Here is a 26,355-nt window from a genome sequence, read left to right on the forward strand (position 1 = left end):
CGTATCCGCTGCCGGTCGCAGCATGCGGTATCGGCGGAGTCACCGCAGCGTCGAGGCGACGTGCGGGTGACGGCCCGCTCCGACAGCTCCCGGAACACCCCGACGCCGAACCACGGTGCGCTCCGTCAACGGTGCCCGACGCCGGGTGAGGAACGGGCCTTACCTGGGTCCCATCCGCAGTCCGCCGTCCATCCGGATGACCTCGCCGTTGAGATAGTCGTGCTCGACGATGTCCAGGGCCAACCTGGCGTAGTCCTCGGGCGTTCCCAACCGCTTCGGGAACGGTACGCCCTCGGCCAGGGTGTTCCGGACCTCCTCGCCGACCGTGGCCAGCATCGGAGTGTCCACGATGCCCGGTGCGATCGTCATCACCCGGATCCCGGTCGAGGAGAGATCGCGTGCCGCGGGCAGCGTCAGGCTGGCCACGCCGCCCTTGGAGGCCGCGTAGGCGGCCTGCCCGATCTGTCCGTCGTAGGCCGCGATCGAAGCGGTGTTGACGACCACACCGCGCTGCCCGTTCTCGTCCGGCTCGGTCTCGCCGATCGCGGCCGCGGCCAGTCGGAGCATGTTGAACGTGCCGACCAGGTTGACCTCGACCACCTTGCGGAACAGGTCGAAGTCGTGCGGCCCCTTCCGCCCCGCGACCCGCGCGGACGGGCCGATGCCCGCGCAGTTGACGACGGTGCGCAACGGCACGCCCGAACCCGCGGCGGACTCCACCGCCGCCTGCACCTGGTCCGCGTCGGTCACGTCGGCGGCGGTGTGGGCCACCCCGTCCACCTCGGCCGCGTTCGCCACGGCATCCGGCAGGTCGACCGCGAAGACGCGTGCCCCGTTGGCCGCGAGTTCGCGTGCGGTGGCGGCGCCCAGGCCGGACGCCCCGCCGGTGACGATGGCGGCAGTGTCGTTCAGTAACATCTCATCTCTCCTGGGTCGTAACTTGTTGGTCGGCCTCGTAGGGGCTCGGGTGGCGGAACCTCTCGCACGGCTCTCGCTCCGGGAGGCCCGACATCGGGTAGTTACTACACAACGTCGACCCTTCCTCGCGAGAACCGCACCAGAGAACCCGCGGCGGTGCGAGTGGCGTGGATGGGGTTCGGCGCTGCCGCGTCGATGGAGGGGGTACGGATCCGTTTCCGCGGGGACGCGAATTCGGAGACCGGACGGAACTCCTTCGGCTCGATCGTCGATATCCGTCTCACGTCGCAGGCCGGACGAGGCTCCCGGTCGTCAGCGGTAGGCGGGTGGGCAGATCGTGTCGATCTCGTCGAGGTCGGCCTGGCTGGGCCGCCACTGTCCCGCCGAGGCGTTCGACTCGACCTGCTCCGGCGAGGTCGCGCCGCCGATCACCGACCCGACGGTGGGCTGCGCCGCCAGCCACCCGATCGCGGTGGCGATCATGGAGATCTCGCGCTTCTCCGCGAACTCCCGCAGCCGCTCGATCCGTTCCCAGGGGGCGTCGGCCAGCAGTCGCTCGCGGCCGGACAGCCTGCTTCCCTCCGGCGGTTCCTGGCCCTGCTGGTACTTACCGGTGAGCAGCCCGTTCGCCAGCGGGAAGTACGGGATGAGTCCCACGCCGAACTTCGAGCAGGCCGGGATCACCTCGCGCTCGGCCTCGCGTTCCAGCAGCGAGTAGTGGATCTGGGCCGAAACCGGGCCCGTTGTCCCCCGGTGGGTGGAGGTCCACGACGCGTCGGCGGTCTGCCACCCCGCGAGGTTGCAGTGGCCCACGTAGCGGATCTTGCCCTCCCGCACCAGGTCGTCCAGTACGGACAGCGTCTCGTCCAGCGGAGTCAGCGGATCCGCGCGGTGCAGCTGGTACAGGTCGATCCATTCGGTGTCCAACCGTCGCAGCGACGCCTCCACCGCGCGGCGCACGTAGCGGCGGGACCCCCGCGCCTCGAAGTCGGGGCCGTTGCTGCCCTGCATGTCCATCCCGAACTTCGTCGCGATGACGGCCCGATCACGATGTCCCCGCAGCGCTTGGCCGAGCAGCTCCTCGCTGCGTCCTCGCGGTGAGCCGTACACATCGGCCACGTCGAAGAATGTGATGCCCGAATCCAACGCGCGGTTGACCACGGCCTGCGCACCGCGTGGGGACTCGGTGGTCGTGCCCGGTCTGCCCAGGTTGTTGCACCCCAGGCCGACGGCGCTGACCACGAGACCGGAATCGCCCAGACGTCGCTGTTCCACGAGATCCGACTCTAGTCCCGGCGCGATGCCGCGTCACGGGTTTCCCCGCCATGACCCCCGGTCGCGGCAGCACGCGCCCCGGTTTCCCGTTCGAGGGTGCCCCGGCGGGAGGGGGCGGCGATAGGTTCCACGACAGGACCGCTTCCACGACAGGAGCGCCCGGAGAACCGAGTAAGGCCCGGTGAACCGGGCCGACAGGCCCTCCCGGATCGGAGTGATCGCATGGCTTGCCCCACCCGTCCCGAACTCGCCGGTACACACGGCATGGTCGCCTCGACGCACTGGCTCGCCTCCGCCGCGGGCATGGCGGTGCTGGAGGACGACGGCAACGCCTTCGACGCCGCCGTGGCCGCCGGGTTCGTGCTGCAGGTGGTCGAACCGCACCTCAACGGTCCCGGTGGCGAACTTCCCGCGCTGTTCGCCACTTCCGGCGGTCCCGTTCGCGCGCTCTGCGGCCAGGGGCCGGTGCCCGCCGGTGCCACTGTCGAACACTTCCGGGACGAACTGGGGCTCGAACTGATCCCGGGCTCCGGGCTGCTTCCGGCCACCGTGCCCGGCGCCTGGGACGCCTGGTTGCTGCTGCTGCGTGACTACGGAACCAAGTCGCTCGACGAGGTGCTGCGGTTCGCGATCGGATACGCGCGCGACGGGTTTCCCGTGGTCCCGAGGTTGTCCGAGACCATCGCCACGGTGCGCGAGATGTTCCGCGTGCGCTGGCCGTCCTCCGCCCGGCTGTGGTTGCGCGACGGTGCCGCGCCCGGCGCGGGAACGATGCTGCGCAATCCGGTGCTGGCCCGGACGTGGCAACGGCTGCTGCGGGAGGGGGAAGCGGCGGGAGGCGACCGTCGTAACCGCATCGACGCGGCTCGTCGGGCCTGGTCGCGGGGCTTCGTGGCCGAAGCGGTGGACCGGTTCGCGCGTGGTCCGGTCGCCGACAGCTCGGGACGCTCGCACGCGGGCGTGCTCACCGGGCAGGACATGGCCGACTACAGCGCGACCTACGAGGAGCCCGTGACGCTGCGGACCTCCGGTGACGGCCGGGTGGCCAAGTTCGGTGCGTGGTGTCAGGGGCCCGTGCTGTTGCAGCAGTTGCGGCTGCTGGAGGAGCTGCCGGTGGAGTACCGGGACGGGATCGCCACCGCGGAAACCGTGCACCACGCGGTGGAGGCGGCCAAGCTCGCCTTCGCCGACAGGGAGGCCCACTACGGCGACTCGGCCGATCCCGGTGTGCTGCCGGAGCTGCTCGGTGCGGACTACACCGCCGCGCGTCGCGAGCTGATCGGCGAGAACGCGGCCGAAACGCTGCGGCCGGGAACCCCCGCCGGTCACACCCCACGGTTGCCCGAGTACGTCTCCGGGGAACGCGGGGCCGGACTGCCGCCCGATCCCAGCGGCGTGGGGCTGGGGGAACCGACGGTCTCGCCGAACGGGGACAGCAAGGGGGACACCGTGCACCTAGACGTGGTCGACCGCTGGGGGAACATGGTCTCGGCCACCCCTTCCGGGGGCTGGTTGCAGTCCTCGCCGGTGATCGAGGAGCTGGGGTTCTGCCTGGGCACCCGTGCCCAGATGTGCTGGCTGCGCGAGGGACTGCCGAACTCGCTGGTCCCCGGCCGCAGGCCGCGCAGCACGCTCAGCCCCTCGCTGTTCACCAGGGGGGACGAGCCCGTGCTGGCCTTCGGCACGCCGGGCGGCGATCAGCAGGACCAGTGGCAGTTGTGCTTCTGGCTGGCCCATGTGCACGGTGGGTTGGATCTGCAGGCGGCCATCGACGCGCCCGCCTGGCACACCACCGCGTTTCCCGCCTCGTTCTACCCGCGCGGCTGGCAACCGCGTCGGGTGCTCGCCGAGTCCCGGCTCGGCACGGCGACCTTCGAGCGGCTGCGGCGGCGTGGCCACGAGGTGACCGACGCGGGCCCCTGGGCGTTGGGCAGGCTCGCCGCAGTCGGCAGGGACCCCGAGACCGGGATGCTGCGGGGCGCCGCCAACGCCCGCGGCGCACAGGGCTACGCCGTGGGGCGTTAGCGACACCTCCGATCGCTCCGGTTCGCGGCGATTTCGCGAGAAATCGACACCGCGACGGTGATGATCGCCGCTCCGCCGCGAAGAACTCCGCGGCCGAGGGGCCTTTTCGGTGTTCCAGCAGGGCAAGAAATCATTGGACGCCGTTTCCCGGCCGGGCTTACGGTTCTCGCGTCCCGTTTTCGAGGTTTCCGGTGCCGGTGGGCTGCTTCGTGGCGGCGCGGTGATTTCCCGCGAAATCGCCGTCCCGCGAAATCGCCACCGGAGATCGTCCAGTGTCCGTACAAGGGTGAAGTGTCGTGACGGATTTCCCCGTACTGCTGTCCGGTACCCGCGCTCCCACGTTCATGTGGGCCACCGAGCACGAGGTCGAGCCCGCGGTGCTGGACCAGCTGCGCAACATCGCGGCCCTGCCGTGGGTGCACGGGGTGCGCGTCATGCCGGATGTGCACCTGGGCAAGGGCGCCACGGTCGGTTCGGTCATCGCCATGCGGGATGCCGTCTCCCCCGCCGCCGTGGGTGTGGACATCGGCTGTGGCATGGAAGGTGTCAGGACCTCGCTGCACGCCGACGACCTGCCCGCCGATCTCGGCGGTATCCGCACGAGCATCGAGCGTGCCGTTCCGGTGGGATTCCGCGCGCACGACGAGGCCGTCGATCCCGCACGGCTGGGCCTGGACACCTCGGAGTGGCAGGAGCTGTGGAGGCGCTTCGGCGAGCTGCACGGCGGAGTGAGTTCGCTGGAGAGAAAGGCGGGCAAGCAGCTCGGCACGCTCGGCGGCGGCAACCACTTCATCGAGGTCTGCTTGGACGAGCACGACGCGGTGTGGCTCATGCTGCACAGCGGTTCCCGGCACATCGGCAACCGACTCGCCGAACAGCACATCGCCGAGGCCCGCGAACTGCCGCACAACCAGGACCTGCCCGACCGCGACCTCGCGGTTTTCGTCGCCGGCACGCCGCAGATGGCGGCCTACCGCAACGACCTGTTCTGGGCGCAGGAGTACGCGCGCGTCAACCGGCGCATCATGCTCGCCCTGACGATGCGCGCCCTGCGCGGCTGCTTCACCGGACGGCGGATCGAGTTCGACGAGCCGATCTCCTGCCACCACAACTACGTGGCCGAGGAGACCATCGACGGTCAGCCCATGCTGGTCACCCGCAAGGGCGCGATCCGGGCGGGGAAGGGCGACATGGGACTCATCCCCGGCTCGATGGGCACCGGTTCCTACGTGGTCCGCGGCCTGGGGTCGGACGACTCGTTCCAGTCGGCGGCGCACGGCGCCGGTCGCAGGATGAGCAGGAAGAAGGCCAAGAAGACGTTCGGTTCGCGGGACCTGCGGGAGCAGACATCGGGAATCGAGTGCCGCAAGGACGACGGGGTCCTCGACGAGATCCCGGGCGCCTACAAGGACATCGACTCCGTCATCGACGCGCAGACAGCGTTGGTGGAAGTGGTGGCCAAGTTGCGGCAGGTCGTCTGCGTGAAGGGGTAGAGGAGGTTCCCGGCGGCCCGGTCCGCTCGGGCGGTCGCTTGGCGGAACCTCTCGCGGTCTCTCGCTCCGGGAGTCCCGACATCGTGTTGTGTGGCCGGTGCCGGTTGCGTGTCTGGTCGGGTAGCCGTCACGTGAGTCGGCGCCTTGCTTCGTTGGGCCGGCTCTTGAGTAGCGACCTACGCGGCGAGCGGCCCGGCCTCGCAATGCATCCGACTCACGCACCGGGGAAACCCGCGCTGCGACCCGTATGGCCACTTCCCGACGACGGCCTTGGCGCGGTGATTTCTCGAGAAATCGACGGAGACCGGGGGCACACCCACGAGATCGCAGCGCCGATTCGGTTCTTCGGGCACACGGTTCCGCTCGGGTCTGCGAGACTGCGGACGCGGGTGGTCCGGTGTTCCGCCGCGAGCCCGCGTGCTGTCCCGGTGCCGAACGGAGAGGCTGCGGTTGGTGAACTCTTCGAGTTCGATGAGTGAGGACGGGCGGGTCGTCGACCCGGTGCGAACCGGGGGACACTCCGCGACGGACCCCGGAGCCGGTTACTCGGTGGACCGTGACCGCATCCCGGAAGCCGTCGCCGAGTTGCGCCGTGCGCTGCACGCCCTGGAACGGGCAGCAGAGGAAGCGCGGGGCAACGCGACGCTGATCGCCCCCGGCCACGATCCCTACAGTCGGCGTGCGGCGCACGAGATGGGCCCGGGGCTGGTGACGGACTACCTGGCGGGCAACGAGCGGGATCAGCGCGAACTGCGCGCGATGATCAACGATCTCGAGGACGCGATGCGGCACTACGACGCGCGGGAGGACGAGGCGAATCGCGCGTTGCGCGGCGTCTCGGAGTGATCCCGCCCCGGAAGCGCCGCGTTCCGGACGCCCGTCCCGCCGGGAGCCGGAACGCACCTGTTCTCACGAAACCGCCCGGACGGCGATCGTCCTTCTGGCAGACTGCGCGGTGACGGTGATCGTGAGTCGTCGGATGTGGCGGGCAGCACGCTGTCCGAGGCCGAAAGGCGGTGAGGTGTGGATCGGGAAGCTGACGGCACGTCGGTCGAGGGTGGAGCGCGGACGGATCGTTCCGGGGCGAACGTCGCGGACGTGCCGGACTCGGAACTCCGTCCCGAGGGAGTGGATCCCGGCAGGATCCACGAATGGTTCCACCACGCGCCCGGTACCGACAGCATGGACCGTGCGGCCGAGAGCTGGAGCAGGATCGCGGCCGAACACGGCGAGGCGGCCGAACGCATCGATGCCGCGATCGACAGGATCGGAGCGGCCTGGAGCGGTACCGCCGCCGATGCGGTGCGGAACAGAGGCATGCGATCCCGTGTCGCGGCCGACGACTCGGCGGAGTTCGCGGAGCGGGCGGGTGAAGCGCTGCGCGCGCAGAGTTTCGGTTTCAACGAGGCCAAGAAACAGGTGGTCGAGGTGAACGGGCACTCGTCCACGACCGGTGTCGCCGAGGCCCGGAACGATCCCGGTGCTGTCGTCGACGAGTCAGTGGCTACGGGCGATAACCGGCTCACGAACCAGACCGCCCTGCGGAACTACGGTGTGCGGACCTCCGAGAACACCCACGGCATGACTCGGTTCGTCGAATCCTCGTGTGATTCAACGGCCGCGTGGGGAACGGGGACCGCCCGGGTTACCGAACCCGCGTGGGGCGCGAGCCCCGCGGCGTCCGGTCCGGCCGAACCGGACGCCCCCGGCCCGGCTGAGAGCGACGCCCCCAACGGTTTCGGCGGAGAGGTCTCCGGGGCCCACCTCGCCGCCGGTGCGGCGGGACTGGCCGCCACCGGCGGTGCGGTACTCGGTGGCGGTGTGCTCGGTGAGCGGGTTACGGGGCGCGGGGGCATCAGCGCACGCGGTTTTCCCGGTTTCCCGGGCTCCACCGCGCGCGACCGCGACGACGGCACCGAGCAGTCGTCTCCGGACCGGGTGATCGAGGACGAGGATCCCGACGAACTGTTCGGCGCGGCGTCGGGAGCCGTTCCCGCGGTACTCGGCTTGCTTCCCACCGAGTCCGAGGAACGGGAACCGGCGGCCGAGTGACGACACGGCGGAACGAGTCGACGGGTCCTGATTCGCTGACCGACCCGACCCGTTCCGGACCGCTCACCGGACGGAGGCAGAATTGGCCACACGGTTGCCGGTGGACGCGCTCGAACCGGTCGGGTGAGCGGCGGACTCGGACCGATGTCTCGTGCGTCGAAGGGGGACCGAATGGGCGACAACGGTGATTCGGTGACGGAGCGTCCGCGACGGTTGATCGAGTGGACCGGGGAGCGGTGCGTTCCGTGGGCCGACGACGCGCAGGTGATCTACGAGCACTACCACCGCTACGCGGTGGCGGCCCGCCTCGCGCGTGGCAAGCGCGTCCTCGACCTGGCCAGTGGTGAGGGCTTCGGCGCCGCCATGCTCGCGGCCCAGGCGACCGAGGTCGTGGGAGTCGACATCGACGGCGAGGCCGTCCGCCACGCGGCGAGCAACTACACCGCCTCGAACCTGACGTTCCACACCGGATCGATCACCGATCCCGCGACGCTGGCCGAGGCGGGAACCTTCGACGTCGTGGTGTGCTTCGAGGCGATCGAGCACGTGGCCGAGCACGACGCCGTGCTCCGGCTCGTTCGAGCGAGGCTCGCCTCCGGCGGACTGCTGCTGATCAGCACCCCCGACACCGCCGTGTACCACCACGAGCACGGCAACGACAATCCGTTCCACGTCAGGGAGCTCGCCGCGCCGCAGTTCGAGGCGCTGCTGCGTGACTCCTTCCGGCACGTGGCGATGCTCAAGCAGAACGTCGCCGTGGGATCGCTGCTCACCCCGGCTGATCCCGGGGATCCCGACATCGCCGCCGACGGGGTGCGGCTGCAGACACTGCGTCAACTCGACTCCGGTGACTGGCAAGTTCGGCAGGGCGTGGGGCACACCTATCTGTTCGGGCTGGCCTCCGACCGGCAGCTGCCGCAGCTTCCCGCCGCCGCGGTGCTGCTGGACGCGGATCTCAAGCTCGCCCGCGGTGACTCGGGGGAGGACAACCGCGAGATCATCGAGCAGCGTGACGCCGCCGTGGCCGATGTCGCCCGGTTGAACGAGCTCTGTCGCGCCAACCGCTCCGAGGCCGAGGAATTCAAACGCATCATCGGCGAGTTGGAGTCGGCGCGAAGCACGGCCGAGGAGCGGGCCGTCGAGGCCGAGCGGGAACGCGACGGCTTGCGTGCCGAGCTGCACGAGGCCCGGCTGCGGTCGCGACGCGAGTCGACGCGCAACGAGTGGTTGCGTGAGACCGTCACCGAACTGGAGTCCGAACTGGACGGTTCTCGTCGTCGGGTGGCCGAGCTCGTCGAGCAGAACTCCGCACTCGTGCAACGCGCGGTGACCAAGTACCGAAAGGTGGTCGAACGCGTCGCGCCGCGCGGCACCAACAGGCGTGACGTCTACGAGATCGCGATGGGACGCGGCCCCTCCCACACGCAGGGGGCGGTCGAGCGGGACCCGGTCGCCGTGCCGCACAGCGAGCAGCCCGAGGTCAGCGTGATCGTGCCGGTACACGGCGAGTGGGACTACACCAGGCAGTGCCTGCGCAGCCTGGCCGGGCACCGGGTGAGCACTCCCTTCGAGGTGGTCGTGGTCGACGACGCCTCGCCGGACGACAGTGCGGAACTGCTGCGGCGTTGTCCGGGCGTGCGGCTGGTGCGAGCCGAGCGCAATCTCGGTTTCGTCGGTGCCTGCAACCTCGGTGCCGAACACGCCCGTGGTCGTCAGCTGTTCTTCCTGAACAACGACACTGAGGTCACCGAGTCCTGGCTGGACGAGCTGGTCGCCACGGCCGACTCCGACGAGCGCATCGGTCTGGTCGGTGCCAAACTGCTCTATCCGGACGGGCGGATGCAGGAGTGCGGCAGCGCCGTCTGGTCCGACGGCACCGGGTGGAATCTCGGCAGGCTGGGTGACCCCGACGCACCCGAGTACGCCGCGCTGCGCGACGTCGACTACTGCTCCGGCGCGGCACTGCTGGTGCGCCGTGAGCTGTTCGAGTCGCTGGGAGGGTTCGACACCGGGTATTCGCCCGCCTACTACGAGGACACCGATCTCGCGTTCGGTGTCCGTGCCGCCGGTTTCCGCACCGTGGTGCAGCCGCGAGCCGTCGTGGTACACCACGAGGGGGCATCCAACGGTACCGAGACCGGATCCGGGGTCAAACGTCATCAGGAGCTCAACCGCGGGATCTTCGTCGAGAAGTGGCAGGACACCCTCCGCGAGCAGCATCTTCCGGAGGCCGACCCCCGCAGTCTCTGGTTGGCGCGCGAGCGCGGTACGCGGGGGCACTTCGGCCCGCTGGTGCTGGTCAAGGACCACCAGGTTCCGCGACCGGACTACGATTCCGGGTCGTTGCGCATGTGGCGGATCCTGCGGCAGTTCGCCACCCTGGGCGCACGGGTGGTGTTCTTTCCCGACAACCAGGCCGAGCTGCGGCCCTACACCGACGAGCTGCGGCGCATTGGGGTAACCGTGCTCGCCCGGCCGGAACACCAGCACGCTTTCCTCTCCGAGGTGGGGACCGAGGTCACGCTGGCGTTGCTGTCCCGCCCCCAGGTCGCGTGGAGCCTGGTGGAGCGGTTGCGGGTCGACGCACCGAGCGCGGTGATCGCCTACGACACCGTGGACCTGCACTTCGTTCGGCTGCAGCGGCAGGCTGAGCTGGCCGCGTCCGAGGGGCGCGAACAGGATGCGACGGCGCTGCGTCGCAGGTCCTTCGCCTCCCGGCAGTCCGAGCTCGGCCTGGTGCGCAGCTGTGATGTCACGCTGGTCGTGTCGGAGGACGAGCAGCGGGCGCTGTCGGAGCTGGTCGACGACGCCGACGTGCGAGTTTTGTCCAATGTGCACGAAGTGCGTCGGGGTGTGGACGGTCCGCCCGGACGTGGCGACGTGCTGTTCGTCGGGGGGTTCGATCACCCGCCGAACGTCGACGCCGCGGAGTGGGCGGTTCGCGAGATCATGCCGCTGGTGTGGCACCACTGCCCGCGGGCCGGGCTGCACATCGTCGGTAGCAATCCGCCTTCTGAGGTCACCGCCCTGCGGGGACCCGGGGTCGAGGTGCACGGCTGGGTCGACGACCTCGCCGGGATCTACGACCGCACCAGGGTGACGTTGGCCCCGTTGCGGTTCGGCGCGGGGGTGAAGGGCAAGGTCGGCGAGAGTCTGGCAGCCGGTGTGCCGGTGGTCGGCACCAACCTGGCGATGGAGGGCATCCGGCTCATCCCCGAGCGCGATGTTCCGGTCGCCGACGACGCGGCCGGACTGGCCTCCCGGCTCGTGCGGGTGCTCACCGACGACGCCGAGTGGCGCCGGTTGTCCGAAGTGGGCGGCAACGCGGTGGCCGAGCAGTTCGGGCCGGATGTGTGCCGGGAAACGCTGCGGGAGCTGATGGGGCTTCGTTGACCCGGCCGGGGCGGTTCGCCCGTGGAACCGCCCGCGCTCGTCGTCCTTCCGCGCCCGGAATCACTCGCGGATCGTCGGTGGCGTTTTCGCGAGCTGGTCGGTCAGCAGCTTCTCGAACAGCGCGCGTGCGTCGCTGCCCGGGGCGTTGACCGCCTGCACGTCCAGGATCACGGTCCAGCCGTGGCTGGTGTAGGCGGTGCGCAGCGTATCGCCCGAGGAGTAGACGTCGACGCCCTGATAGGACAACTCGTCGATGACCGTCAGCGCCCCCTGCTGTTGGAGGTACTTCCGGGTGAGTTTCTCGGCGGTCGCCTCGTCGGGCATCTTGACGGCGATCATCGTCGTACGCACCGGAACGCCGTTGGCGTCGGTTCCGGAGTAGCGACCGTTGACAATGCCGTTGTTGAGCGCGAACTCGCGCACCGGCTCGATCAGGGCGCCCGAGTGGGGGCCGGACAGTGCCGTCCTACCCAACGGCCCGTTGAAGGGGTGGGGCTTCCCCTCCGGCGTCGGAACCAGCACTTCCTCGGCGTTGCCGGGAGCCGGTTTGACGGCCGGTGGCTCCGGGAGCGGCGGAGTCGTCGAGGTGGGCGTCGAGCTGCTCGTGGGCTGCGGGGGTGTCGCCTGGGGCGTGCCCTGTGAGGACAGGAAGTAGAACACCACCGCGACGGCGACACCGAGCACCAGCACGCCGCCGACGGACAACCCCACAGTTCTGCCCTTTTTGGAGGATTTGCCCACCGTCTCGAAGACCTCGGGACCCTGCCGCAGCCAGCTCGGGTCACCGTGTTCGGGAGGAAAGTCCGAATTGCCCCAGGGAGTGTCGCCATCTCCGCTGCCACCGCCCCAGGAGTACTGGCCCCACTGGAACTGCTCGTTGGGGCGTGCCTGCTGGTACTGCCCCTGGCTGGGCCAACCGTGCGGTGGGCTGGGTGGTTGCTGCTGGTGGCCCTGCTGCGGGAAGTCCTGCTGCCCGCTCGGAGGCTGCGTTCCGGGAGGGTGGGCTCCGGTGTTTCGTACCACCTGGGTGCTGTCGGACTGCCCATCGGCGTCCCCGCCGTACTGCTGCCAGCTGAAAGCGGGCGGGAACGGGTTCTGCTGCGCTCCCGGTTGCCCGCCGTATCCGCCCGAGCTCTGTCCGGGGTCGACGGAGTGCTGCGGCCAGGAGTGCTGCTCGCCCGGATCGGGCTGCTGCGCGGGGAAACCACCTGACGGGCTGTCCGATTGCTCCGCTTGGGCACGGCCCAACACGGCATCGCGCCGTTGTCGGTACTCATCGGCGGAGATCCGTCCCGCCGTGAGTTCCGCGTCCAGTTGTTGCAGCTCGTCTTGCCAGGTCACCGTTGAGCCCTTTCCGGATCAAACGGCCGCGCCCCGATCGCGACCGGTTCCATCCTCGCACCTCCACGGGTGTCTTGTGGTCACTACCCGAAAACGATCCTTGTGGGAAGAACGCTCGAGGAGTCCGCGATACTGGGAATCGTCGTTCGTGGTTCTTGCCGAGCAGCCGCCCGGCGGTGGATCACCCGAGTCCGGACGGCGTCGTCGTCGTGATCGCTAAGCTACTCGGCGCAACCGCAGTCGTATGGTGAGGTTCGGGGATGGGTGAACGCGTGCCACGCGCCGAACGCACGCATCCCGAATGGTTCGCCCCGCCGAACCACGGGTTCGCCTGGCTGCGGATGATCGGCGCGCTTGTCGTCATCTACGGCCACAGTTATCCACTGGTCAGCGGGAACGACATGTTCCCGCCGGAATGGCCGGTCCAGCCCGATCACGGGCTGCTCATGGGGTTCTTCGCCATGAGCGGTTTCCAGATCACCGGCAGTTGGGTCGGCGATCCGCACCCCATCAGGTTCGCGGCGAAACGAGTGCTTCGGCTCTGGCCGCCGATGCTGAGTGTCTCGCTCTTCGTCGCGCTCGTACTCGGCCCACTGGTCACCACACTGCCGTTGGCCGAGTACTTCGGCGAGCAGCGCACCTGGGGCTACGTCGTCGGAAACACGGGGATGGTGACGCTGCGGCACCAGTTACCGGGGACGTTCGCGAGCAATCCGTGGGACGGCTCCGTGAACGGCTCGCTGTGGACACTACCCATGGAGCTGATCGCCTACGCGGGACTGTGGCTGCTGTTGCTGGTGGGAGCGGCACGCCGACGCAGCCGCTGGTTGGCGGTGCTGGCGCTGGTGGTGTTGGTCGTGGTGGACCGCAGGATGGCGCACGCTCCGGGGCCGGACTCCCCGGGATCGCTGCTGAGCGTACCCGTCGAGCCGTTGCTGTCCTTCCTGGTCGCCTTCGCCATCGGGGTCGTGCTGCGGCTCTACCCGGTTCCCCGCTCACCGCTGGCCGCGACGGCGGGGCTGCTCGCGTTGGCGGCCATGCCGATGAGCGAGGCCACCGCGTTCTGGATGACCCTCGCGGTCAGCTACGCGGTGATCGTCTTCGGGCACCACTGGCCCGCCCGCGCACGCGTCCCCGGAGTGTGGGTCAACGGCAGCTACGGCGTCTACGTCTGGGCCTTTCCGATCCAGCAGACCCTCGTGCTGGCCGGGATCGGTAACCAGTGGGTGCTGCTCGCCCTGGCCGCCCCGATCGCCTATGTGGTCGGCACGCTGTCGTGGAAGTTCGTCGAGGAACCCACCATGCGGCTGCGGCACTACCTCGCGCCGCGTCGCGCACCGAGCGCTGCTCCCGCCGATACGGATGCTCCGCCGGTGGACCACGCGAACGAGCGGGGAGACGGCCCAACGACCGAGCCGATCGGCCCCCTGCCGAAAGTTCCGGTGGAAGCCCCCGAGGAACGCACCGCGCCCGTCCTGCCCCGCGTGCCTCCTTCCGGCGGCTCCCGTGAGGGGCGTCGGGTCCCCGAGTCTCCCGACGATCCCCGGAGCTGAGCGCTACGCGCGACTCCCACCACGGGACGATCGAGGCCGTAACAGGTCTCGGGCCGCACAACAGCCCTTCGGGCGCGTCACCGCTGTAACCTCGGGGTATGGCACTGTTCGGCAACAAGACCCGCATGATCGAGCCCGCCGAGGCACTCCCGGGGCGTTCGAGTCCGTTGAACGTCCCCGAGCGGCACGCCGTGTATCCGGATCGCACCATCGTCGGTCCCTTCCCGGAGGGGACCGAACGCGCGGTGCTCGGCATGGGGTGTTTCTGGGGTGCGGAGCGAACCTTCTGGCGAACCGAGGGCGTCTGGACCACCGCGGTGGGCTACGCCGGTGGCTACACCCCGAATCCGACCTACGAGGAGGTGTGCAGCGGTATGACCGGGCACACCGAGGCCGTGCTCGTGGTGTTCGACCCGAAAGTGATCGACTACGCCGGTGTGCTCAAGGTGTTCTGGGAGAACCACGACCCCACCCAGGGGCTGCGCCAGGGCAACGACGTCGGTTCGCAGTACCGATCGGCCGTCCTGACCGTCGACGAGCGCCAGCGCGAGGTGGCCGAGGCCAGCAGGGAACAGTTCCAGCGAGCGCTGACGAACGCCGGGCACGGCGACATCACCACCGAGATCGCGCCGCTCGGTGAGTTCTACTACGCGGAGGGGTACCACCAGCAGTACCTCTCGGAGAGCAAGAACCCGAACGGTTACTGCGGGATCGGTGGGACCGGGGTCGCCTGCCCCACGGGGCTGGCGGTCTGAACCCCTGGCCGCCCGAGTCCCCGATGGTCTGGGCCCCGGCTGGCCTGGCTCCCCGGTGGTCCGGTTCCCCGGTGGTCCGGCTCCCCGGTGGTCCGGCTCCGGAGCCACATGGGGGCGGCACCTCCCGTACGCATACATTTCGCGAGAAATTGACGCCGCTCGTACCAACCCGGCGCGGCGATTTCGCGAGAAATTGACGCTCTCCGGTGCCGGGCACCCGACCCCATCAGGGGGCGGGGCATCCGGCCGGACGTGAGTCGTCCCGGCGCCGCAACGGTGGCGCCGGGACGGATTCTCGGTGATCACGGTCGGGTTCCCGTCACGTCGTGCTGCCGGGACCCGCTCGTGCGCGGCGTGCGCCGCCGCGCGACGTCAGCTGAAGTTGACGTCCGAGCAGGTGTAGAAGGCGTTCGCGGTGTCCGCGACCTCCCAAACACCGAAGATCAGGTGCTTGCCGCTCTTGTCACTGGGCAGCTGACCGGTGTGGGTGACGGTGAAGTCGGGCTGCTCACCGTTGTAGTCCACCGTGAAGAAGGGCTGCAGCTCCAGGTCGCTGCGGGTCAGCTGCTGACTCGGGTCGTAGCTGTCCTTCGTGATGAAGTAGCGGAACGACTCGGTGGAGTGCGCCGCGGTGAGCTCCCAGCGGAACTGCAGGCTCTGCCCCGCGTTCACGTCGGTGGCGGGCCAGTTGCCGTTGCGCGGCTCGTCGAGCTCGGAGAACCGGCCGTTGCCGCCGCTGCAGAGCTGGCCGTCGGAAGGACCGCCCGAGGGGAAGTTGCCCGGCCCTTCCACGCTCTGCGGCTCCCACTGGATGGCTCCGCAGTTGCTGACCGTGCCGTCGGCGCAGTGCGCCTGCCTGCTCATCGGGTTCTGCGTGTAGCCGTGGCCCGCAGCGGCACCCGAGGTGACCATGGGAAGCGCCAGCGGTACGACCGCGAAGGCCGCGATGCCGAGCGCCCGCTTGATCCGTTTGGTGAGCATGGGTACTCCCTTCGTTGCTCGTTGTAACCGGAAAAGCTACGGACGAGCTCGGGGGCGTCGTCAGCTCCGTTTCGCGTAATTCGGAGCGGATGATCACCATCACTTTGGTCCAGACCTCATAACAGGTTCTGGTCTAGACCTGTAGGCCGAATGGCGTAGTGCGGCACTCCGTCAGGTGGGGAGAGCGCTCGTCTCTTGCGCCGCCGGGGGACTGCCCCGAGCATGCGGGGATGAGCGACAACGTTTACCGGGTCACGGAGATCGTCGGTACCTCCGACCAGGGGTTGGACGATGCCATTCGCAAGGGGGTCCACCGTGCGTCCCGCACGCTGCGGGAGGTGGACTGGTTCGAGGTGTCCGAGATCAGGGGGCACGTCGCCGAAGGTGAGGTGGCGCACTTCCAGGTGGGGCTCAAGGTCGGTTTCCGGCTGGAGGAGTGAGGAGTTCGTCGCCCGGTCCGCGTGGGTGGTCGCATGGCGAAACCTCTCGCACCGCTCTCGCCACGGGCGCGGCGATTTCGCGAGAAATCGACGCCGCCCGAACGGGGAGCTCCGCGGGCCTCGAAGCGCACCGGTGCTCTTGATGCCGCGCGGAGTTACCGGAGGCGACCGTGTGACGACGAAAGACCCGCCGGGACTTGCCCGGCGGGTCTTTCGTCATGGAGCGGATGACGGGATTCGAACCCGCGACCCTCACCTTGGCAAGGTGATGCGCTACCGCTGCGCTACATCCGCACGATCCGTATTCGGCTCTCGCAGTGACCTCTCGGCCGCTGTGATGAATACTCTAACCCATGCCGGGCGGACTGAGGAAAGGGGGTCCGGCATGGGTGCCACTCGCGCTCGCGGGCGCCGGGAGCGTTGGTGATCCGGGAGCTCCCCGCGGTGCCCGCCACGGAGCGGAGACGCTCGATCAGGACGGGCCCGCACGCGTCGGTTCGATGCGCAGCACCACCCGTTGTTCGGCCCGCATGGCCGCCCGGTACTGCCCCCAGTCCTCGTGCTCGCCCGAGATGTCGCGGTAGTACTCCTCGAGCAGTGGCATCGCCTCGGGCAGCCGCACGACCTCGGCCGTGCCGTCGAGCTGGATCCACCTGCCGAAGAACTCGTCGGGCAGTACGCACAACCAGACCCGCCGGTCTCTGCCGATGTTGGCGACCTTGGCGGTGTTCGCCTTGGTGCTGACGGTGATCCGACCACCGGAATCCACAGTGGCCAGCACCGGACTCAACTGTGGTTCACCGTCCGAGCGTCGGGTGGCCAGTACGGCGCGGTGCTGTTCGCGCACGATCTCGCGTGCCCGGTCCAGATCCATCGAATCTCCCGGTCGTCGTTGTTCGAGAGCCGATCCCGCGGGACCTCAACTCACGTGCCGCTGCCCCGCCCGCATCGCCGATTCCGCCACGGGTTTCGAGGGGTTCGGTATCACCCCCGGCGGATAATCCCACCTCGATTCCTCCGGAAGGGTAAAACCGCGGTCGTGTTCGACGCAGCCGCGGAACTCACGCGGTACGGTGGCATCACGGTTGCCGATCAAGCCGGTACGGGCCGTCACTGGCCCGGATCGTGCCCGACCAGTGCGTGGAGGCGGTAATGAACCGCGCGGTACGTGGTTCCGACGGTCGGAGATGGACCCTCAAGACCAACATCGAGTGGAGTGATCCGCTCCAGGTCGACGAGTGGGAGCTCGATGTGAGTGGCGGTCGTTCCCCCGGCGTCGTGATGGGGACGATCGTGTTCGTGATGATCGCGGGGTTCCTCGTCTGGACACCGACCGCCGTGATCGTCCCGATCTGGGTGATTCTGGCGCTGCTCGTGCTGATCCTGTTCTTCCCGGTCCGCTGGTTGGTGCGCAGGCCGTGGACGGTCATCGCGGACACACCCGGCGATACCGACGAGCACCCACCGGAGCGATGGGTCGGCGTCGTACGCGGCGCTCTGACGGCGCGGCAGGAAAGCGCCCGGGTGGCGCGCAACATCGAGCTGTACGCCGAGCCGGACATGAACGGAGCACTGCAACCGGTGGAGTGATCGGCCGCCATATGGGGTAGCACGTCCAACGCCGAACCGCTCACCGACGGAACGGGCTCACTGGTCGTGATCTCCTTGATTCCGCGCGTTATGACCGTGAGTATGTGAAGTGTGCTCGAGGTGTTGACTGAGCGGACAGTGCTCACCGTGATCGCCGCGCTGGCCGTGCTCGGCATGTTCGTGATGCTGTGCCGTTCACGTCGAGTCAGCACGTCCAAGGAGGACGCGACACTGGCGGCGCTGCACAGCGTGACCAGCGCCGCTCCTCATCTGCGCCGGGGACTCGACCAGGAGTCGGCCGACGAGACCGCCCCCCATCTGCGTGCCTTGCTGTCCTGCCTCGCCGTGGGGATCGTCGATCCGGAGGGGACGCTGCTCGCCTGGGACGGTGGTGCCAACCACCACTACCGCGACATCACCGAGAGCATCGAGCGGGCCCTGCGTACCGGCAAGAGCGAGTACGTGGACCACTCCGACATCGTCTGCGACGAACGTCCCTGCCTGATGCGGCACGTCGTGATCGTGCCGCTCGAAGTGGACGGACTCAGCCGAGGCGCGCTGGTACTGATCACAGCCGGGGAGCGGAGCCGGTTGATCCGTGCCGCAACCGAGGTGGCCGAGCACGTCACCTCGCAGCTGCGGTTGTCGGAGCTGCAGGTGTCCCGGCAGAAGCTGGCGGAGGCCGAGGTCAGGGCGTTGCGGGCGCAGATCTCGCCGCACTTCGTCTACAACTCGCTGAACACGATCTCCGCGCTGATCCGCACCGATCCGGACCACGCCAGGGAACTGATCCAGGAGTTCGCCGATTTCACCAGGTACTCCTTCCGGTCGAACGAGATGTACACGACCCTGGCCGACGAGGTGCGCAACATCGACCGCTACCTGACGCTGGAATCGGCCAGGTTCGGCCCGGAGCGGTTGAACGTGCAGCTCAAGATCGCACCCGAGGTGCTTCCCGTGGTGCTGCCGTTCCTGGCGCTGCAGCCGCTGGTGGAGAACGCGGTGCGACACGGCCTGGCGAAAAAGCCGGGTGGTGGAACGCTCTCGGTGGCCGCCGAGGACAACGGCAGCGAGGCACTGATCAGCGTCGACGACAACGGTGTCGGTATGGATCCCCGGGAGCTGGAACTTGAGTTGGAGAGCAGCCACACCGAGGGGTCACACGTCGGGCTGGGCAACGTCAACGACCGGATGCGCGCGACGTTCGGCAACGACTACGGGCTGGTCGTGGAAACCGAGCGCGACGCGGGGATGAAGGTCATAATGCGGGTGCCGAAGTTCGCGCCCGGAGTCCGGCCCGTCGCGCGTGAGCCGTTCGAGGAGATGGACTGCCCCGAGGTTCCGCCCGACCCGGCGCCCGAGCCGCGGCAGGAGGACGAGCGGAACGATTCCGACGACGCGGTCCCGGGCGAGACCGGAACAGGGGAATCCGGAACAGGGGAATCCGGAACAGGGGAATCCGGAACCGAGGAGGCCGGAGTGGAGGAGCCCGTCCGGGAAGTGATCTCCTCCGATTCCTCGTCGGCTGGTTGAGGCACCGACCCGTGCCGTCACCCGGTTCGCGCTCCGCGGCGCGGTCGAGTCGTCAACGGTGCGTCCACCGGCAGTAACGTGGGGGCATGAACGACAAGTCCTCCCAGAAATTCACCGCCACGCTTTCGGACAGGATTTCGGAGAAACTGCCCGGAAAACTGGCCGAACGCGCCGAGCGGGGGCCGGTGGTGCCCGTGGTCAAACTGCACGGGCCGATCACGCCGACGCCGTCACCGGTGAGCCGCCCCTCGATATCGCTGCAGACCGTGGAGTCCGCGCTCACCCGTGCGTTCTCCTTCGACCGGTTGTCCGGCGTGGCGCTCGTCATCAACTCGCCGGGCGGTGCCGCCACGCAGTCCGCCCTGGTGGCCGAACGCATCCGGAGCCTGGCCGACAAGAAGGAGGTGCCGGTGCTGACCTTCTGCGAGGACGTGGCCGCTTCCGGAGGTTACTGGCTCGCCTGTGCCGGGGACGAGGTCTACGCCCACGCGAGTTCGATGGTGGGTTCCATCGGCGTGGTCAGCGCCGGCTTCGGGATGGAGGAACTCATCAGGCGGGTCGGGGTCGAGCGCAGGGTGCACAGCGCGGGCCAGCACAAGACCCGTCTCGACCCGTTCCGTCCCGAGAACGCCGAGGACGTGCAGTGGCTGCAGGGCATGCAGCAGGAGCTGCACACCCAGTTCGCGGACTGGGTGCGGCAGCGTCGCGGGAACTCGTTGGACGAGTCCACCGAGGACCTGTTCTCCGGTGAGGTCTGGACCGGAAGGCGAGCCAGGGAACTGGGCCTGGTGGACGGACTCGGCAACCTGCGCGACGTGGTGTCCCGTCGGTTCCCCGAGTCGCACCTGGTGTCCGTGGAACCGCGCAAACCGCTGCTGGCCCGGTTGGGAATGACCGGTCCCGCCGGTGGAACCCAGGGGTTGGCGGCCGGAATGGCGCAGGCGCTGTTCGAGACCGCCGAGAACAGGGCCATGTGGTCCCGCTTCGGGTTGTGAAGTGGATTCCCGGCTCGGTGGTCATGGGTGGTTCTGTGGCGGAACCTCGCGCACGGCTCTCGCTGCGGGCCCCGACATCGGGTAGCGGCCTACACAACGTCGGGGCCGTCCTCGCGAGAGCCGCACCGGAGAACCCGCGGCGGTGCCGACTGCGGGGGCGATCGGAGCGCGGCCTGCGTGCGTGGTTGGAGTTCGGCTCTGCGGCGAACGGCCCGGCGATTTCGTGGGAAATTGACGGCCACGGGGCCGCACCACCCCGGTGCGGCGTCGATTTCACGAGAAATCGCCACTGCCCGAACGAGGAGCCGAGTCGCGCGCCGGATCGCGGCGACCCGCACGGTCCTTTCCCTCTGAAGAGGGAAAATCCGCGAAGTGTTGCAACGATCGTGCGAATGCGGCTGTACCCACCCGGCGAAACGTGAATGCGGGGGCTTAGGTTGAATGCGGTGAGTGTGCCCACTCACCCGCGGTCGGTTCGTTCCGGACGGTTCCGCGGGCGGTCTCCAAGAGCTTCACTGGAGTCGGCCGTGGACAGTGCCCGGTGTGCTCGGGAGGATTGGGCGTTGCCGTGAGTACCCCATATCGCATCAACGGTTCCCGTGGCCGTATCGAACGCGCCGGTTCCGGTACCGGCGGTTCGAACGGCGGTGGGCTCGTCGTGCTCGTCGTCGACGACGAGGAGCCGGGAATCACGACGACACGTGACATGCTCAACAGCAATCCGCGGGTCGACAAGGTGCTGACCGCCTTCGACGCAGCCGAGGCGCTGCGGCTGCTGCGGCAGGACAACCCGGACCTCGCCGGTCGCCCCTCCGACGCGCCGCTGGTCGACGCCGTTTTCATCGACGTCGCGATGCCGGGACTGACCGGAATGGACCTCGCCAGGGTGCTCTTCTCGTTCGAGAACGCCCCCGCCCTGGTGTTCATAACCGCCCACGGCGAGAACGCACTGGAGGCGTTCGACCTGGGAGCCATCGATTACGTCATGAAACCGGCGAGCCCGGAACGGATGGAACGGGCGCTGCGCAAGGTGCAGCGAATCAGTACACCGCTGGAAGGGGGCTCAGGTGACCGCACCGCGCTGAACGCCGGTTCGACCGGTGCGGCGCTCGAACCGGGCGGACAGGACGACCACTCCGTCATACCGGTGGAGCTCGGCGGCACCACCCGTCTGGTGCAGCGTTCCCAGGTGCGTTGGGTGGAGGCGCAGGGGGACTACGCGCGGCTGCACACCGACGAGGGCTCCCACCTGGTGCGGATTCCGCTCGCACAGCTGGAGGAGAAGTGGGCGGACGCGGGGTTCGTCCGCATCCACCGGTCCTATCTGGTCTCGTTGAACCTCATAAACGAGCTGCGCATGTCATCCTCCGGATATTCGGTGTTGATCGCCGGAGGTCAGTACCGCGAGACTCGTGAACTGCCGGTCAGTCGCAGGCACACCAGGGAACTCAAGGACCGGCTGGTGCGCTCACCCCGGCAACCCCGGGAATGACCCAGCGGGCCATCACTTCGAAAAGGGTCGACGAACGTGACTTCCAACAGGACATCCGCTTCGCAGCAGCGCCCCCCACGTCGTAAGCGGGTCGTGCTCGCGGACCGGCGCGGCGAACGCCGGGTCCCCCGCGCGATCATCGACCTGGAGGACCAGAGCAGCATGGGGGAGGCGATGGTGCGTGGGCTGGTGCGGGCCCAGCTGCGTACCTCGCTGCTGTTGGCGGGCGTCAGCGTGCTGGTGCTCGGTGGGCTTCCGCTGCTGCTGCGCTGGGTTCCCGGCCTTTCGGAGATCCGGTTGTGGAGCATTCCGCTGCCGTGGCTCGTCCTCGGGGTGCTGCCCTTCCCGTTCATCCTGCTGATCGGTTACATAGCCATCCGTGAGGCGGAGCGGCACGAACGCGAGTTCGCCGAGTTGGTGCAGCGGTGAATCCGTGGGCTCTCGGCGGTGTCGTGCTGATCGCCGTCGGTACGTTCGGACTGGCGGTGTGGGGGTCGCGCGGTGCCCGCACCACCTCGGACTTCCTGCTGGCCAGACGCATGGTCGGTGTGGAGCGCAACGCCGCCGCGATCGCGGGCGAGTACCTCTCCGCCGCGTCGTTCCTGGGCATCGCCGGGCTGCTGCTCAAGGACGGCATCGAGGCGCTCTGGTACCCCATCGGCTACACGGCGGGCTATCTGGCGCTGATCCTGTTCGTCGCAGCGCCGCTGCGCCGTTCGGGTGCCTACACCCTGCCGGATTTCGCGCAGGTCAGGTTGGACTCCGGGCGGGTTCGCACCCTCGCCACCGTGCTGGTGGTGCTCATCGGCTGGCTGTACCTGGTGCCGCAGCTGCAGGCGGCGGGCGTGACCCTGTCCACGGTCACCGGTATCTCCTACGCGGGCGGCATCGTGCTTGTGGCGATCGTGGTGCTCGTCGGAGTGCTCAGCGGCGGGATGCACGTGGTGACCCTGGTGCAGGCGTTCCAGTACGGGGTCAAGCTCTTCGCGATAGCGGTGCCCGTTTTCGTGCTGTTCTTCGCGTTCCTCGGGGACGACGCGCAGCACCGACGTGGGCTGGATGAACCCACTCCGCCGGTGTTCGAGCGGGCCACCACCGTCCACATCGAAACGGACGTGCGGTTGCGCGTCACCCGATCGGTGTGGGTGAAGGTGCTGTCCGGCCCCGGTCCGGAACGGCTCAGCGGGCCCGTTCGGCAGGACGAGCCGACCGGCGGAACGGTGTACCTCACACCGGGGATGCACTCGGTGAGCGCGGACTCCGAGTTGCGTTTCCCCGAGGGAAGCGCTGTTCCGGTGGTCGCCGACGCGGAGCCGAACAACCGCTCCTGGCTGTCGCCGCAGGACGGTGATTCCTACGAGCTCTTCGAGACCTATTCGCTGATCCTGTCGACTTTCCTGGGAACGATGGGGCTGCCCCACGTGCTGGTGCGGTTCTACACCAATCCCACGGGGCACAGCGCCCGGCGCACCACGCTGGTGGTGCTGGGTCTGCTGGGGCTGTTCTACCTGTTCCCGACCGTGCTGGGCGTGCTTTCCCGGTTCTACGTGCCGCAACTGCTGGTGACCGGGGAAACCGACGCCGCGGTGCTGTTGCTGCCGACGGCGATGCTGCAGGGATGGCCGGGGGAGCTGGTGGGGGCCATCACCGCTGCGGGTGCCTTCGCGGCTTTCCTGTCCACGTCCTCCGGGCTGGTGATGAGCGTGTCCGGGGTGCTGTTCACCGATCTGCTGCCCGGCAAACTCGCCAATTTCCGATTGGTCGCGCTGGGATCGTGCATCCTGCCCGCCGCGCTGGCGGTGATAGCGATCGGCCGCGACATCTCGCAGAGCGTGGGGCTGGCTTTCGCCATGGCCGCCTCCACGTTCTTCCCCCTGTTGGTGCTCGGTATCTGGTGGCGCGGGCTCACCGCGGTCGGCGCGATGAGCGGTTTGGTCGTGGGCGGCGGTCTCGTGCTGCTCGCGGTGCTCACCGGCGCGTTCCTGGGGGACGGCTACGGTTGGTGGTCGGCGGTGCTGCTGCAGCCGGCGGCGTTCACCGTTCCGCTCGCCTTCGCGGTGACGGTGCTGGTGAGCAAGTTGACCTCGCGAGGGGTTCCCGAGAACACCGGTCGCGTGATGCTGCGCATGCACACCCCGGACCGGCTCGGGTTCACACGGGACCGTTCGGCCGACCACCACGCCGCTGAGCACGACGAGCCCGCGACCGTCCCGAACCGTTCCAACGGCCGTCACCGCCTCAGACGCGGCAGGCGTCGTCGCCGTTGAGCGCGATCGTTCCGCCGCGGCCGGAGAACGGTCCGTCCCGCACGCTCCGGGTGGGAACTCGTCCCGTCTCGGCGTCCCGGCCGTCATCGGTGCCACGCGTGGCCGATGCTCTGCCGTGCGGCGCACGGGTGAGGGGGACAAACTCTTCCCCGGATGAAGTCGTCCCTGCCCGCTCCCGTGAAGACGGCGCACATTGGGTCGTGGGCGGATGCGGATCCGCCGTGCCGGAAAGCCACACCCGGCGTGGACGACGGACTTCCTCACGATTCACCGGAGACGAACATGATTACCGACGTGCGTTTCGAGAGCAGCGGACTGATGCTCGCGGGGCAGCTCTTCACCCCGGACCCCTCGTCGGGGCCCTCGCCCGCGATCGTGGTCGGGCACCAGACGACCGCGGTCAAGGAGCAGTCGGCGGCGTTGTACGCCCGGCGCCTGACCGAGCGGGGCTACGTCGCGCTCACCTTCGACGCGGCGTACCAGGGCGAGAGCGAGGGCGAGCCGCACGGACTCGAGGACCCGTTCCAGCGGGCCGAGGACTTCCGGGCGGCGGTGTCGTACCTGAGCACCCTCGCCGACGTCGACGCCGAGCGCATCGGTGTGCTGGGGATCTGCGGTTCCGGGGGGTACGCGCCGTACGCGGCGCAGACCGATCACCGGATGAAGGCCGTGGCCACCGTCAGCGGTGCGGACGTGCCGAGCTTCTTCCGGGACGGTGATCCCGAGGGCTGGCGCGCGATGGTCGAGCAGGCGGGACGGCTGCGCGGTGAGGAAGCCGCCGGCAAACCGGCGACGCTGGTGAGCGCGGTGCCGGACGAGGTGGACGACTCGACTCCGGCGCTGGTGCGGGAGTTCCACGAGTACTACAAGACACCACGCGGTCGGCACCCCCGTTCCACCAACGAGTGGGTGGCGCGCAGCGCCGACGTGCTGGACCAGTACGACTCCTACGCCGAGGCGGGCAAGATCGCTCCACGGCCACTGTTGATGATCGCGGGCAGCGAGGCGGCGACCCTGCCGCACAGCAGGCGGGCGGTCGCCAACGCGGGGGAGACCGCCGAGCTTCACACCATCGAGGGCGCCGGACACGTCGACCTCTACGACAGGGACGAGCCCGTCGACGAGGCCGTGGCCAAGCTGACCGAGTTCTTCGGACGGCACCTGGCGGGAGCTCGTTGAATCACCCGTCTCGGCGATATCTCCCGCCTGTTCTCTCCCCGGGAGGTCCGACATCGAACAGCTCATTCGATGTCGGACCTTCCGCGCGAGAGCGCGACGTGGGAGAACCATTACCAGCACGGACCGCGAGCGTGCCGGAGAGGGAGGTTCACCATGAGCGGCAGGAACACCCGGCGCGGCGAACTGGGGGATTTCCTCAAGGCGCGGCGCGCCGAGCTGGCTCCGCACCAGGTGGGCCTGCCCGACACGGGCGCGGTCCGGCGGGTACCGGGGCTGCGCCGCGAGGAGGTCGCCCAACTCGCGGCGATCAGCACCGACTACTACACCCGACTGGAGCAGGGACGTATCCCCGCCTCCGCCTCCGTGCTCGGTTCGCTGGCCAGTGTGCTGCGGCTGGACGACGACCAGCGTGACTACCTGAGCGAGTTGGCGGGCAAGGAGGCCGCGCGACCGCGCCGCCGAACGCGGCAGCGGGTGCGTCCCTCGCTGCGGCGGGTGCTCGACGACCTGCGGTTCACCCCGGCCTTCGTGCTGGGCAGGAGCATGGACATCCTGGCCTGGAACCCCCTCGCGGCGGCTTTGGTGACCGACTTCGGGCAGCTGCCCGCCAATCACCGCAACTACGTCCGCCTGCTGTTCACCGACTCCGCGATGCGTCGGCTCTACGCGGACTGGGAGACCGTCGCGCACACGAGCGTCGCGCTGCTGCGCAGGGAAGCGGCCCGGTATCCGGACGACGCGCGGTTGGTGGAGCTGGTCGGTGAGCTGTCCGTGCGCGACACCGAGTTCCGGCGGTGGTGGGCCGCCCACCACGTCGCGAGTCAGCGGATCGGCACCAAGACGCTGCACCACCCGGTCGTCGGAGACCTCGACCTCGACTGGGACACGTTGACCTGTGCGACCGACCCCGACCAGCAGCTGGTCACCTGGACCGCCGAATCCGAGTCCCCCACCCACGAACGGTTGCGCATCCTCGCCTCCTGGGCTGCCGAGCACCGGCAACCGGCCGAGGAGCGAGGAGGCCGGCCGCGGCACTGAGGCGTGCCCTACCCCAGGAGGGGCATTCCCCGCGT

Annotated in this window: 21 protein-coding genes and 1 tRNA gene; 16 read left to right on the forward strand and 6 right to left on the reverse strand. The window is 69.0% G+C overall.

Translation table 11 applies throughout. The features are described 5' to 3' along the window. Positions 1-159: 159 nt before the first annotated feature. Together J2S53_RS16520 and J2S53_RS16525 are read right to left on the reverse strand one after the other, a co-directional pair. Positions 160-918 carry an SDR family NAD(P)-dependent oxidoreductase gene (locus J2S53_RS16520; protein WP_456241724.1) on the reverse strand — a complete coding sequence of 253 codons (759 nt, stop codon included), beginning with the start codon at positions 916-918 and terminating at the stop codon, positions 160-162. Between the two features lie 312 nt (positions 919-1,230). Further along, on the reverse strand, positions 1,231-2,193 hold the full coding sequence (locus J2S53_RS16525; protein WP_092978038.1) for an aldo/keto reductase: 963 nt from the start codon (positions 2,191-2,193) through the stop codon (positions 1,231-1,233). 222 nt (positions 2,194-2,415) lie between these two features. Between J2S53_RS16525 and J2S53_RS16530 the strand changes: the two genes are divergently transcribed. The 5 genes from J2S53_RS16530 to J2S53_RS16550 all read left to right on the forward strand — a co-directional run bounded on the left by J2S53_RS16530 (position 2,416) and on the right by J2S53_RS16550 (position 11,156). Beyond that, positions 2,416-4,218 carry a gamma-glutamyltransferase family protein gene (locus J2S53_RS16530; RefSeq protein WP_456241725.1) on the forward strand — a complete coding sequence of 601 codons (1,803 nt, stop codon included), beginning with the start codon at positions 2,416-2,418 and terminating at the stop codon, positions 4,216-4,218. A 344-nt stretch (positions 4,219-4,562) separates the two neighbouring features. Further along, positions 4,563-5,711 carry an RtcB family protein gene (locus J2S53_RS16535; protein WP_456242810.1) on the forward strand — a complete coding sequence of 383 codons (1,149 nt, stop codon included), beginning with the start codon at positions 4,563-4,565 and terminating at the stop codon, positions 5,709-5,711. 453 nt (positions 5,712-6,164) lie between these two features. Then, positions 6,165-6,557 carry a hypothetical protein gene (locus tag J2S53_RS16540; protein ID WP_456241726.1) on the forward strand — a complete coding sequence of 131 codons (393 nt, stop codon included), beginning with the start codon at positions 6,165-6,167 and terminating at the stop codon, positions 6,555-6,557. Between the two features lie 177 nt (positions 6,558-6,734). Then, positions 6,735-7,763, forward strand: a complete 1,029-nt coding sequence (locus J2S53_RS16545; protein WP_456241727.1) for a WXG100 family type VII secretion target — start codon at positions 6,735-6,737, stop codon at positions 7,761-7,763. Positions 7,764-7,934: 171 nt separating this feature from the next. Beyond that, positions 7,935-11,156: a glycosyltransferase gene (locus J2S53_RS16550; RefSeq protein WP_456241728.1), complete on the forward strand. Its 3,222-nt coding sequence runs from the start codon at positions 7,935-7,937 to the stop codon at positions 11,154-11,156. A 60-nt stretch (positions 11,157-11,216) separates the two neighbouring features. Here the strand turns inward: J2S53_RS16550 and J2S53_RS16555 are convergent, their stop codons facing one another. Further along, the gene (locus tag J2S53_RS16555; protein WP_456241729.1) at positions 11,217-12,497 is read right to left on the reverse strand and encodes a hypothetical protein; all 1,281 of its coding nucleotides are present in this window, start codon (positions 12,495-12,497) and stop codon (positions 11,217-11,219) included. Between the two features lie 260 nt (positions 12,498-12,757). Here J2S53_RS16555 and J2S53_RS16560 point away from each other — a divergent pair, with 260 nt between their 5' ends. Both J2S53_RS16560 and msrA read left to right on the forward strand, forming a co-directional pair. Then, a complete protein-coding gene (locus J2S53_RS16560; RefSeq protein ID WP_456241730.1) occupies positions 12,758-14,050 on the forward strand; it encodes an acyltransferase family protein in 1,293 nt (430 codons plus the stop codon). Between the two features lie 98 nt (positions 14,051-14,148). After that, complete coding sequence (gene msrA / locus J2S53_RS16565) at positions 14,149-14,805, forward strand: peptide-methionine (S)-S-oxide reductase MsrA (protein WP_456241731.1); 657 nt, start codon at positions 14,149-14,151, stop codon at positions 14,803-14,805. A gap of 372 nt (positions 14,806-15,177) precedes the next feature. On the opposite strand, the gene J2S53_RS16570 is transcribed toward msrA, so the two are convergent. Further along, complete coding sequence (locus J2S53_RS16570) at positions 15,178-15,786, reverse strand: lytic polysaccharide monooxygenase auxiliary activity family 9 protein (protein WP_456241732.1); 609 nt, start codon at positions 15,784-15,786, stop codon at positions 15,178-15,180. Positions 15,787-16,016: 230 nt separating this feature from the next. Here J2S53_RS16570 and J2S53_RS16575 point away from each other — a divergent pair, with 230 nt between their 5' ends. Next, complete coding sequence (locus J2S53_RS16575) at positions 16,017-16,226, forward strand: dodecin (protein WP_092604524.1); 210 nt, start codon at positions 16,017-16,019, stop codon at positions 16,224-16,226. Between the two features lie 219 nt (positions 16,227-16,445). Here the strand turns inward: J2S53_RS16575 and J2S53_RS16580 are convergent. Then, positions 16,446-16,520 (reverse strand) — tRNA-Gly (locus tag J2S53_RS16580). Positions 16,521-16,698: 178 nt separating this feature from the next. Beyond that, a complete protein-coding gene (locus J2S53_RS16585) occupies positions 16,699-17,100 on the reverse strand; it encodes a PPOX class F420-dependent oxidoreductase (protein WP_456241733.1) in 402 nt (133 codons plus the stop codon). Between the two features lie 278 nt (positions 17,101-17,378). On the opposite strand from J2S53_RS16585, the gene J2S53_RS16590 reads away from it, so the two are divergent. The 8 genes from J2S53_RS16590 to J2S53_RS16625 all read left to right on the forward strand — a co-directional run bounded on the left by J2S53_RS16590 (position 17,379) and on the right by J2S53_RS16625 (position 26,320). After that, positions 17,379-17,816 carry a DUF983 domain-containing protein gene (locus J2S53_RS16590; RefSeq protein WP_092978015.1) on the forward strand — a complete coding sequence of 146 codons (438 nt, stop codon included), beginning with the start codon at positions 17,379-17,381 and terminating at the stop codon, positions 17,814-17,816. A gap of 111 nt (positions 17,817-17,927) precedes the next feature. Beyond that, a complete protein-coding gene (locus tag J2S53_RS16595) occupies positions 17,928-19,349 on the forward strand; it encodes a sensor histidine kinase (protein ID WP_456241734.1) in 1,422 nt (473 codons plus the stop codon). An 86-nt stretch (positions 19,350-19,435) separates the two neighbouring features. Then, positions 19,436-20,344 (forward strand): S49 family peptidase, encoded by a 909-nt coding sequence (locus tag J2S53_RS16600; protein ID WP_092978011.1) that lies wholly within the window; start codon positions 19,436-19,438, stop codon positions 20,342-20,344. 568 nt (positions 20,345-20,912) lie between these two features. Next, positions 20,913-21,836: a LytR/AlgR family response regulator transcription factor gene (locus J2S53_RS16605; RefSeq protein WP_456241735.1), complete on the forward strand. Its 924-nt coding sequence runs from the start codon at positions 20,913-20,915 to the stop codon at positions 21,834-21,836. Positions 21,837-21,872: 36 nt separating this feature from the next. Then, complete coding sequence (locus J2S53_RS16610) at positions 21,873-22,265, forward strand: hypothetical protein (protein ID WP_456241736.1); 393 nt, start codon at positions 21,873-21,875, stop codon at positions 22,263-22,265. Further along, positions 22,262-24,103, forward strand: coding sequence for a sodium/solute symporter (locus J2S53_RS16615; protein WP_456241737.1), 1,842 nt, complete (start codon positions 22,262-22,264; stop codon positions 24,101-24,103). Before J2S53_RS16610 ends, J2S53_RS16615 begins: the two co-directional genes overlap by 4 nt. Before the next feature lie 282 nt (positions 24,104-24,385). Next, positions 24,386-25,282, forward strand: coding sequence for an alpha/beta hydrolase (locus J2S53_RS16620; protein ID WP_456241738.1), 897 nt, complete (start codon positions 24,386-24,388; stop codon positions 25,280-25,282). A 153-nt stretch (positions 25,283-25,435) separates the two neighbouring features. Next, positions 25,436-26,320, forward strand: coding sequence for a helix-turn-helix domain-containing protein (locus J2S53_RS16625; RefSeq protein WP_456241739.1), 885 nt, complete (start codon positions 25,436-25,438; stop codon positions 26,318-26,320). Positions 26,321-26,355 lie beyond the last annotated feature (35 nt).

It is taken from the genome of Actinopolyspora lacussalsi (assembly GCA_030803735.1).
Taxonomy (GTDB): domain Bacteria; phylum Actinomycetota; class Actinomycetes; order Mycobacteriales; family Pseudonocardiaceae; genus Actinopolyspora; species Actinopolyspora lacussalsi.